General features: G+C 44.5%; 5 protein-coding genes and 18 tRNA genes. 3 read left to right on the forward strand and 20 right to left on the reverse strand.

Annotated elements, in window-relative coordinates:
- Window positions 1-162 precede the first annotated feature (162 nt).
- On the reverse strand, window positions 163-867 hold the full coding sequence (locus tag QOR82_RS08390; RefSeq protein ID WP_283584315.1) for an adaptor protein MecA: 705 nt from the start codon (window positions 865-867) through the stop codon (window positions 163-165).
- Window positions 868-1,002: 135 nt separating this feature from the next.
- Window positions 1,003-1,404: a transcriptional regulator Spx gene (spx, locus tag QOR82_RS08395; RefSeq protein WP_283584316.1), complete on the reverse strand. Its 402-nt coding sequence runs from the start codon at window positions 1,402-1,404 to the stop codon at window positions 1,003-1,005.
- Window positions 1,405-1,612: 208 nt separating this feature from the next.
- Here spx and QOR82_RS08400 point away from each other — a divergent pair, with 208 nt between their 5' ends.
- From QOR82_RS08400 to QOR82_RS08410, 3 genes are all read left to right on the forward strand, one after another.
- Window positions 1,613-2,104 (forward strand): hypothetical protein, encoded by a 492-nt coding sequence (locus QOR82_RS08400; protein WP_283584317.1) that lies wholly within the window; start codon window positions 1,613-1,615, stop codon window positions 2,102-2,104.
- A 246-nt stretch (window positions 2,105-2,350) separates the two neighbouring features.
- Window positions 2,351-4,462 (forward strand): beta-glucoside-specific PTS transporter subunit IIABC, encoded by a 2,112-nt coding sequence (locus QOR82_RS08405; protein ID WP_283584318.1) that lies wholly within the window; start codon window positions 2,351-2,353, stop codon window positions 4,460-4,462.
- Between the two features lie 20 nt (window positions 4,463-4,482).
- Window positions 4,483-5,949, forward strand: a complete 1,467-nt coding sequence (locus QOR82_RS08410; RefSeq protein WP_283584319.1) for a glycoside hydrolase family 1 protein — start codon at window positions 4,483-4,485, stop codon at window positions 5,947-5,949.
- A gap of 314 nt (window positions 5,950-6,263) precedes the next feature.
- Here QOR82_RS08410 and QOR82_RS08415 read toward each other — a convergent pair.
- The 18 genes from QOR82_RS08415 to QOR82_RS08500 form a co-directional block, all read right to left on the reverse strand.
- Window positions 6,264-6,338 (reverse strand) — tRNA-Asp (locus QOR82_RS08415).
- A 2-nt stretch (window positions 6,339-6,340) separates the two neighbouring features.
- A tRNA-Met gene (locus QOR82_RS08420) sits at window positions 6,341-6,414 on the reverse strand.
- Between the two features lie 11 nt (window positions 6,415-6,425).
- Window positions 6,426-6,498, reverse strand: a tRNA-Glu gene (locus tag QOR82_RS08425).
- Between the two features lie 84 nt (window positions 6,499-6,582).
- Window positions 6,583-6,670, reverse strand: a tRNA-Ser gene (locus QOR82_RS08430).
- Between the two features lie 7 nt (window positions 6,671-6,677).
- Window positions 6,678-6,752 (reverse strand) — tRNA-Ile (locus tag QOR82_RS08435).
- A gap of 14 nt (window positions 6,753-6,766) precedes the next feature.
- Window positions 6,767-6,837: transfer RNA gene (locus QOR82_RS08440), tRNA-Gly, on the reverse strand.
- 64 nt (window positions 6,838-6,901) lie between these two features.
- Window positions 6,902-6,976, reverse strand: a tRNA-Asp gene (locus tag QOR82_RS08445).
- Between the two features lie 2 nt (window positions 6,977-6,978).
- A tRNA-Met gene (locus QOR82_RS08450) sits at window positions 6,979-7,052 on the reverse strand.
- Window positions 7,053-7,060: 8 nt separating this feature from the next.
- Window positions 7,061-7,148: transfer RNA gene (locus QOR82_RS08455), tRNA-Ser, on the reverse strand.
- Between the two features lie 29 nt (window positions 7,149-7,177).
- Window positions 7,178-7,251 (reverse strand) — tRNA-Ile (locus tag QOR82_RS08460).
- A 21-nt stretch (window positions 7,252-7,272) separates the two neighbouring features.
- Window positions 7,273-7,346: transfer RNA gene (locus tag QOR82_RS08465), tRNA-Met, on the reverse strand.
- Window positions 7,347-7,369: 23 nt separating this feature from the next.
- Window positions 7,370-7,443: transfer RNA gene (locus QOR82_RS08470), tRNA-Pro, on the reverse strand.
- 9 nt (window positions 7,444-7,452) lie between these two features.
- A tRNA-Arg gene (locus QOR82_RS08475) sits at window positions 7,453-7,526 on the reverse strand.
- Window positions 7,527-7,529: 3 nt separating this feature from the next.
- Window positions 7,530-7,617: transfer RNA gene (locus tag QOR82_RS08480), tRNA-Leu, on the reverse strand.
- A gap of 16 nt (window positions 7,618-7,633) precedes the next feature.
- Window positions 7,634-7,705 (reverse strand) — tRNA-Gly (locus QOR82_RS08485).
- A gap of 11 nt (window positions 7,706-7,716) precedes the next feature.
- Window positions 7,717-7,789 (reverse strand) — tRNA-Thr (locus QOR82_RS08490).
- Between the two features lie 27 nt (window positions 7,790-7,816).
- Window positions 7,817-7,889 (reverse strand) — tRNA-Lys (locus QOR82_RS08495).
- Window positions 7,890-7,906: 17 nt separating this feature from the next.
- Window positions 7,907-7,979, reverse strand: a tRNA-Val gene (locus QOR82_RS08500).
- Window positions 7,980-8,064 lie beyond the last annotated feature (85 nt).

The following is an 8,064-nucleotide window of genomic DNA, read 5'->3' on the forward strand; positions in this document are numbered from 1 at the left end:
GTTTGCTTTAAAAAAAATCACCCTCAAATTTTGAGGATGATTATACGTCTCCACCAACACCAATTGACAGAGACCCACTAAAAAAGGGCGGAGAAATTCCTCCGCCACTTTTGCCAATCAAAACCTATTTCAAAACGTTCCGGCTTCAACAAGATGCTAAACTTAATTCTTGAAATAATAGCGCGTCAGTTCTAGTGCTGAATGATCCATCAGCAGCTTACCATGTTCGCTTAAAACGTCCTTAGTGAGCTTTGCTGGCTGAGCATACTCGCCAACAATAGCTAACTGATCATCGATAGTTCCCGGAGTGACGCTATTGTCATCAAAGAAGGTCAAGGCTAAGTAATAGTGCCCCTTCATGCTATAAAGATCGCTGGCAATGTTATCGTCGTCGATTAATTCGTTGGCCAGTTGGACCAGATCCTCAAAGCGGCGGAAAGTGATAACGACCGTCTTCGTGCCGTCGTCATTGTCGTCATAATCATCATCGTCGGCATCCATCCCATTGGCCTCATACGAAGCCTTTTTGACACCTGCAACTGAATCATGATCGTGGCCGGATAATTCACGCTTAATGTATTCTGAAATAGCGTCGTTATTTTCAGCGGTCGATTCTTCACGGTTGTTCTTATCAGCCTTGCTAATGAACAATTCCAAGCCCGTCCGCGTTGGCATCACCTGAAAAGTGACCGCATCATTATCGATAAACTGATGATCTGTATCCACTTCTTCCAACACACTATAGAAGAAGTTTTCGATTTCCTTGTGATTGCCAAGGAGATCCAAAACGCGGATGCCCCGCGCATTAAGATCATCATTGCCTATCAGTACCCGTATCGTATTTTCGTTGATGTGTTCCATTTCCATCAGCAATCCGCCTCCCCTGCTATGCAGAGTATACTAATAATTCTATTGTACCGACTTAAGCAAAAAAGTAAAGGAAGACGTTCTAGCAGTCGTTAAAATAAAAGGCTTGGAAGAATTCCCAAGTCTTTCGTTTAATTATCCCAAGTCAGCTTTCTTCTGAGCCACTTTCAACTCAAGCGCACGGACCTGCCGTGACAAGAAGCGACGAATTTCGTCCTCATTGTAACCAACCTGAAGGCGTTTGTCATCCATAATGATTGGCCGACGCAAAAGCCCCGGCGTTTTGCGAATCAGTTCAAACATTTCCTTCATTGGCAATTCATCGAGGTTAACTTTCAATTGGCGATAGGCCTTTGATCGCTTGGAAATAATATCCTCAGTGCCATTTTCGGTCATCTGAAGCATTTGTTTAATTTCGTTTGTAGTAAGTGGTTCAGAAAAGATATTCTGCTCTTTAAACGGAATATTATGTTTTTTGAGCCATGCTTTTGCTTTCCGGCATGACGTGCAACTTGGAGACGTGTATAAAGTAACCATTGACGTGCCTCCTAATCAAATTCAAATACTAGTAAATAACGCTACACCATATTATAGCTTAGTTTATCCTTGATTTGAAGAGCTTCAAGCAATTTTATTGACTTTTTGTAAGGAAAATTGAAATATCAATTCTCATCGAGTATTAACACTTTCACCTACATTAGTGTAAAATTGAGGTAAATTGGACAAGGGAAAAGGGGTCTTAAACATGATTTCACAGCTCAATTTTACGTTTGGTTCGAGCAGCCTTCTTCGTGACATTGCCAAAAAATATCCTGATCGTCCTTTTAAGCTCTTTGTATCCAGTGGTGAAAATGCCCAACACGCACTATTTGACTTATCCGGTAAGGAAAACATTTTTAGTTCACCAATTCGCTTAAAAGTGATCAAAAGCGCAGGTGCTGATGATCTGCGCGGGATTGTTTACTACCAGTCTTTCAAGCTAAGCACCGATGATGAACAAATTATGCGCAAGAAGGTAACGGATTTAATTAATGATTCTCAGAATGTGAAGGGGCTCAACAGTATCCTCATGTGTGAACGAGTTGGTCATAGCCAATTAACCATTTTAATCTCAACATGGAATAGCCAGAAAGATTTGGATCAATGGCTCGATAGTAACGAATACGCCCCGCTGCTCGAATTTTCCGCAAGGGGACCGCAGAACACATACTTTAGTGAAAAATATACCCTCTCTTAACCCACTTGCAACCGCCATTACCTCATAGGATCAATTAATGGTGTTGTTCACACTAGCAAGCCAATCAATTTATAAATCTAGCAATTAACTTCTAAGATCTAAGCAGCTATCCGGAATAATTCCGGTGGCTGCTTTTCTATCCCCATAAAAGCCAAGCTGGCTTAACTTTTTCGGGCTCCTTATTTAGCTGGTCGTTTTTGAAGATTAAAATATTTCTTGACACTGGCAACCAGCATCTGTATTATAATGCCATTAACATTTTTAATCTTTTTCTCATTTAAAGGGAGGCTCACTAAATGGTTTACTCACATTTCAATAGTAACAAGCTCATTATTAGTGCTGTCATTATTATTTAGTAATGCGGGCACTAATTTAATGTTGCCCGTGAATATCGAAATCACGGGCAGCTGGTTAAGAAACCATCACCTCCCCCAAGGGATCGAAAAGCTGTCTCAGCTTCTCGGTCCCTTTTTTGTATCTGCGGGGAGGCTAATCAATGGCAATCTAAGTTCGACAAATTCGAAAGGAATGATTAAAATGCACAATCCCGATGCCAACAAAATCGTTCAATTGGTGGGCGGCAAGGCTAACGTAGTCAGTTTAATGCATTGTACAACCCGCCTGCGCTTCGTACTCCGCAATCATCATCAAGCAGATATTCAGACAATCCGTCAACTTCCCGGCGTCTTAGGCGTCACCTACAGTAATGGTCAATTTCAAATCGTCGTTGGCAACAAAGTCAATGACGTCTTTGCCGCCGTCAATAAGGTTTTGCAAACGACAACTGCTGATACTGATCAAACAACCAATCCTCGGCCAAAAAGCAAATGGTATCATCTCTTTCTTGACTTCATCGTGTCAGTATTTCAACCGCTCATTCCAGCGATCGCAGCTGGCGGAATTCTTCGGTCTATCTTGATGCTCTTATCATTACTAGGTTGGATGAGCAGTAAGAGCTCACTTTACCAGATTCTCAACTTTGCCGGAACTGCACCGGTTTATTTTCTCCCCCTACTGGTTGCCATCACTGCTGCCCGCAAGTTAGGTGTTAACGACTTAGTAGCAGCGTCGGTCGTCGGTGTTTTAGTTTTACCAAATATGGTCAAAGCTTTGGGCGCTGGAATGTCCCTATGGGGAATGCGACTGCAGAATATTGATTATTCTTCACAAGTCTTTTCCGCAATCTTAACTGTCCTCTTGTACGCTGTCTTAGAGAAAACCTTGATGAAATACAGCCCCCGAGCCATCCAAGTATTTTTCGTGCCCTTGGTAGCGATGACAATCACCGTGCCACTTAGCCTTATCTTCTTAGGGCCGGCTGGTTTTGTCGCTGGTCAAGCCTTCGCCAATGCAATTCTTTGGTTATTTAACCACGTCGGCTGGGTTGCGACTGCCATCTTAGCAGGTGCACTACCATTATTGGTTGCCTCTGGAATGCATAAGCCCCTTGTGCCTTATGTCATCACCACCCTGGGAACGATGAAAAAAGAAATGCTCTATCTCCCCGCTTCACTAGCTCATAACATTTCCGAAGCTGGCACCTGCTTCGCAATCGCTATCAAAACGAAGGATAAACGTTTGAAAGCAGCAGCCCTTTCAGGTGGTATCTCAGGATTATGTGGTATTACCGAACCGGCAGTTTATGGTGTTACTTTGCAAAATAAGCGTGCACTCTGCAGTGTGATGACCAGCTCTTTCATCGGTGGAGCTTTCATCGGTTTGGTAGGCCTCAACGGCTTTGCTCCAGTCGGCCCAGGCTTAACTACTCTAACCATCTTCGTTGATAAAAATCATCCGGCTAATTTGTTACATGCATTATGGGGGGGTGTTTTTAGTTTTATGCTTTCCTTTACACTGACTCTCATTTTATGGAAAGACACCAATCCTGGTGAAGTTAAAGCCAAGCAAACAAAACATCAGCCAAAAATCAAATTAGACCAATTAAAACTCACTAGCCCCGTAACTGGCAAAATGGAATCTTTATCAAAGCTAAACGACCCCGTCTTTTCTTCAGGAATGATGGGTGATGGATTCTTTGTTCGCCCTGCCCCGACAAGCAATGTTGTCAACGTCCCCATTAGCGGCACCGTAGCAATGGTAGCGCCTACTAGTCATGCGTTTGGTATTCGTACTGCTAGTGGAGCTGAAGTTTTGGTCCATGTTGGTCTAGAAACCGTTAAACTCGAAGGAAAGTTCTTTCGACCACTACTCAAGGTCGGTCAACAAGTTCACGTTGGTCAGCCCGCACTAAAAGTGGACTTTGAAAAAGTCGCTCAGGAAGGATACGAGACACCCGTCATTGTCGTTGTCACTGAACCTGGCACCCAGCCATTGAGTTTGCCCTTAGCAACAAATTAAATCAAAGGAAGTGAATCGTTATGCCCTTTTATCAAGATTTTCTCTGGGGTGGCGCAATTTCAGCAAACCAAGTTGAAGGAGCCTGGAATATTGGTGGCAAGGGAATATCTGTCGCTGACGTGGCCCAGTTAAGGGATCCGGCTAAGGACTACCAGCAGCAAGTAGCCGTCAATCTCCAGCAAATTAATGAGGCTTGCCGCGACTTAGACGATCGCAACTACCCTAAGCGACGTGGAATTGATTTTTATCATCATTACAAGGAAGACGTTCGCTTGCTTGCCGGAATGGGATTTAAAGTTTTTCGTTTTTCTATCGCCTGGACAAGATTGTTTCCCACCGGTGAAGAAAAGCAGCCAAATGCAGCCGGAATTAAGTTTTACCAACAATTAATTTCTGAACTCCGAAAATACGGCATCGAGCCCCTTATAACCTTGTCTCATTATGAAATGCCGTTAAACTTAGCGCTAAAATACAATGGCTGGGCGGATAAACGAGTAGTCCGCTACTTTTATCATTTTGCCAAAACCTGCTTTCAGCAATTTAACAATGTCAAATACTGGATCACATTCAATGAAATTGATAGCATTACTCGTCACCCGTTTACATCTGCAGGTATTATCGCCGAAAATAGCAACAACCTTTTGCAAGATGAATATCAGGCCCTTCACTATCAATTTCTTGCCTCAGCTGAAGTGACTCGTCTCTGTCATCAATTAATTACCGGTAGCCAGGTTGGCTGTATGCTTACTAAACTCACCACTTACTCAGCGACTGTTAAGCCGACAGACGTTTTAGCAGCCTTCAATCGCAACACCCTAAATTATTTTTGTAGTGACGTGCAGGTAAATGGTGAATATCCGCCGCTCATATTGCAATACTTTAAGGAGCATCAACTGAAAATCAAGATGAGTTCGACAGAGCTGAAAGTTATTCGCGAAAATACAGTTGATTTTGTTTCCTTCAGCTATTACATGTCGATGCTGGCAGCTACAGATACAAATAGTTTGCAAATGACCAACGGCAACACGGTTATTGGCGGTAAAAATCCTTACTTGCCAACAACAGACTGGGGTTGGACCATTGACCCCGTTGGATTGCGAATTTCACTTTTAGAATTATTCGATCGCTATCACAAACCACTTTTTATCGTGGAAAATGGAATGGGCGCGTATGATAAGCTAAATGATGATGGAACAGTTCATGACCAATACCGGATCAACTATTTTTGCCGTCATCTTCAGGAAGTTAAAAAAGCCGTTGATGCAGGTGTCAAGCTGATTGGCTTCACTAGCTGGGCACCGCTAGATCTGATCAGCGCTTCTACTTCGCAAATGAGCAAGCGATATGGCTTCATTTACGTTGACCTGGATGATCAAGGTCGTGGGAGTGGCAAACGATATAAAAAAGATTCTTACTACTGGTATCGTGACGTCATCAAAAGCAACGGTGCCACACTCTCAAAATTCGGTAAAAAGGAACCAATTTAATTGATTAAAAGTTGAGATCTGTTTGATCCGTACATTACAGCCTGTTGATAGATCACCTTATGGTAATCCGTTAACAGGATTTTTTTGCTTGATTATCCTATCATAAGCCCACAACCAAGAAATTAGTGGGCCTGTTTCAGAGTTTTTAGTTTCTTAGTTCTAAAAAAACAGTATGTATAGTTAGAAATTTGAGTAAAAGAAAAACCAGACAAATGCCATTGCTGACATAGTCCAGTTTATATAAAACTTATCATCATACCGATTGATAAGAAGATACTATTAATAAAATTTGACACAAAACAAAATTTAAGTAACGGTCCGTACGCGACTCGAACGCGTGATCTCATCCGTGACAGGGATGCGTCCTAAACCAACTAGACCAACGGACCAATTGCGGGGGCTGGATTTGAACCAACGACCTCCGGGTTATGAGCCCGACGAGCTACCAGACTGCTCTACCCCGCGATAATATAAAATGACCCGTACGGGATTCGAACCCATGTTACTGCCGTGAAAGGGCAGTGTCTTAAACCACTTGACCAACGGGTCATACTACAAATAATAGTATAAAGCACGATATTTTCAAATGCAAATATCACGCATAAATAAAGCCCCGTAAAAGCGGGACTGCAACGGAGAATGAGAGATTCGAACTCTCGCGTCGCTTTCGCGGCCTACACCCTTAGCAGGGGCGCCTCTTCAACCACTTGAGTAATTCTCCAAAATGATGGGCCTAAATGGACTTGAACCATCGACCTCACGCTTATCAGGCGTGCGCTCTAAACCAACTGAGCTATAGGCCCATTATATATCAAGAAGCGGGTAACGAGAATCGAACTCGCGACAACAGCTTGGAAGGCTGTGGTTTTACCACTGAACTATACCCGCATTAGAACAATGATCTAAGCATAACAACTAATTGGCAGTACAACCAGTGAAGTTGTTATGCCAACGGTCCGTACGCGACTCGAACGCGTGATCTCATCCGTGACAGGGATGCGTCCTAAACCAACTAGACCAACGGACCAATTGCGGGGGCTGGATTTGAACCAACGACCTCCGGGTTATGAGCCCGACGAGCTACCAGACTGCTCTACCCCGCGATAATAAAAGGAGGATAAGAGATTCGAACTCTTGCGTCGGTTGCCCGGCCTAGCGGTTTTCAAGACCGCCCCCTTCAACCACTTGGGTAATCCTCCATAAATATATAGTAGGTTCGCATTCACAATGGACCTTGTAGGACTCGAACCTACGACCGAGCGGTTATGAGCCGCCTGCTCTAACCAACTGAGCTAAAGGTCCAGCAACATTCGCCACTCGAAATCGCGGCAGGGGGCATCGAACCCTCGACCTCCCGGGTATGAACCGGACGCTCTAGCCAGCTGAGCTACACCGCGATATGTAAGTCTATTCAACTTAATCGGGAAAACAGGATTCGAACCTGCGACCCCCTGGTCCCAAACCAGGTGCTCTACCAAGCTGAGCTATTTCCCGAAAATAAAGTGCACCCAGAAGGAGTCGAACCTTCAACCTTCTGATTCGTAGTCAGACACTCTATCCAATTGCGCTATGGGTGCATTTGGTGCCGAGGACGGGGGTCGAACCCGTACGGTCTAAACGACCGTGGGATTTTAAGTCCCATGCGTCTGCCAATTCCGCCACCCCGGCATTATGGAATTGACAAAGCGGAAGACGGGATTCGAACCCGCGACCCCCACCATGGCAAGGTGATGTTCTACCACTGAACTACTTCCGCATAAATGTTAATGCCGACTAGAGGATTCGAACCTCCGACCCCCTGTTTACAAGACAGATGCTCTGCCAACTGAGCTAAGTCGGCGAAAGATACGGGATCCTCTCGCAGCTATGAGCCGTGGCGGTTACGATCCGCCGACCCTCTGATTAAAAGTCAGATGCTCTACCAACTGAGCTAACGGCTCATGAGCTCTAGGCCCAATGGAGGGTACAGGGCTCGAACCTGTGACCCTCTGCTTGTAAGGCAGACGCTCTCCCAACTGAGCTAACCCTCCATAAAAATGCGCGGCAGTGCCCTATCCTCGCAGGGAGCGATCCCCCAACTACTTTTGGCGCGCTGAAGCTTAACTGCTGTGTTCG

The organism is Limosilactobacillus difficilis, assembly GCF_947387495.1.
Classification (GTDB): domain Bacteria; phylum Bacillota; class Bacilli; order Lactobacillales; family Lactobacillaceae; genus Limosilactobacillus; species Limosilactobacillus difficilis.

Bases quoted from the DNA above. Each gene is read 5' to 3' on its own strand.
- spx (WP_283584316.1), bottom strand. From the start codon at position 1,404: ATGGTTACTTTATACACGTCTCCAAGTTGCACGTCATGCCGGAAAGCA.
- QOR82_RS08400 (WP_283584317.1), top strand. From the start codon at position 1,613: ATGATTTCACAGCTCAATTTTACGTTTGGTTCGAGCAGCCTTCTTCGT.
- QOR82_RS08390 (WP_283584315.1), bottom strand. From the start codon at position 867: ATGGAAATGGAACACATCAACGAAAATACGATACGGGTACTGATAGGC.
- QOR82_RS08410 (WP_283584319.1), top strand. From the start codon at position 4,483: ATGCCCTTTTATCAAGATTTTCTCTGGGGTGGCGCAATTTCAGCAAAC.
- QOR82_RS08405 (WP_283584318.1), top strand. From the start codon at position 2,351: ATGCCATTAACATTTTTAATCTTTTTCTCATTTAAAGGGAGGCTCACT.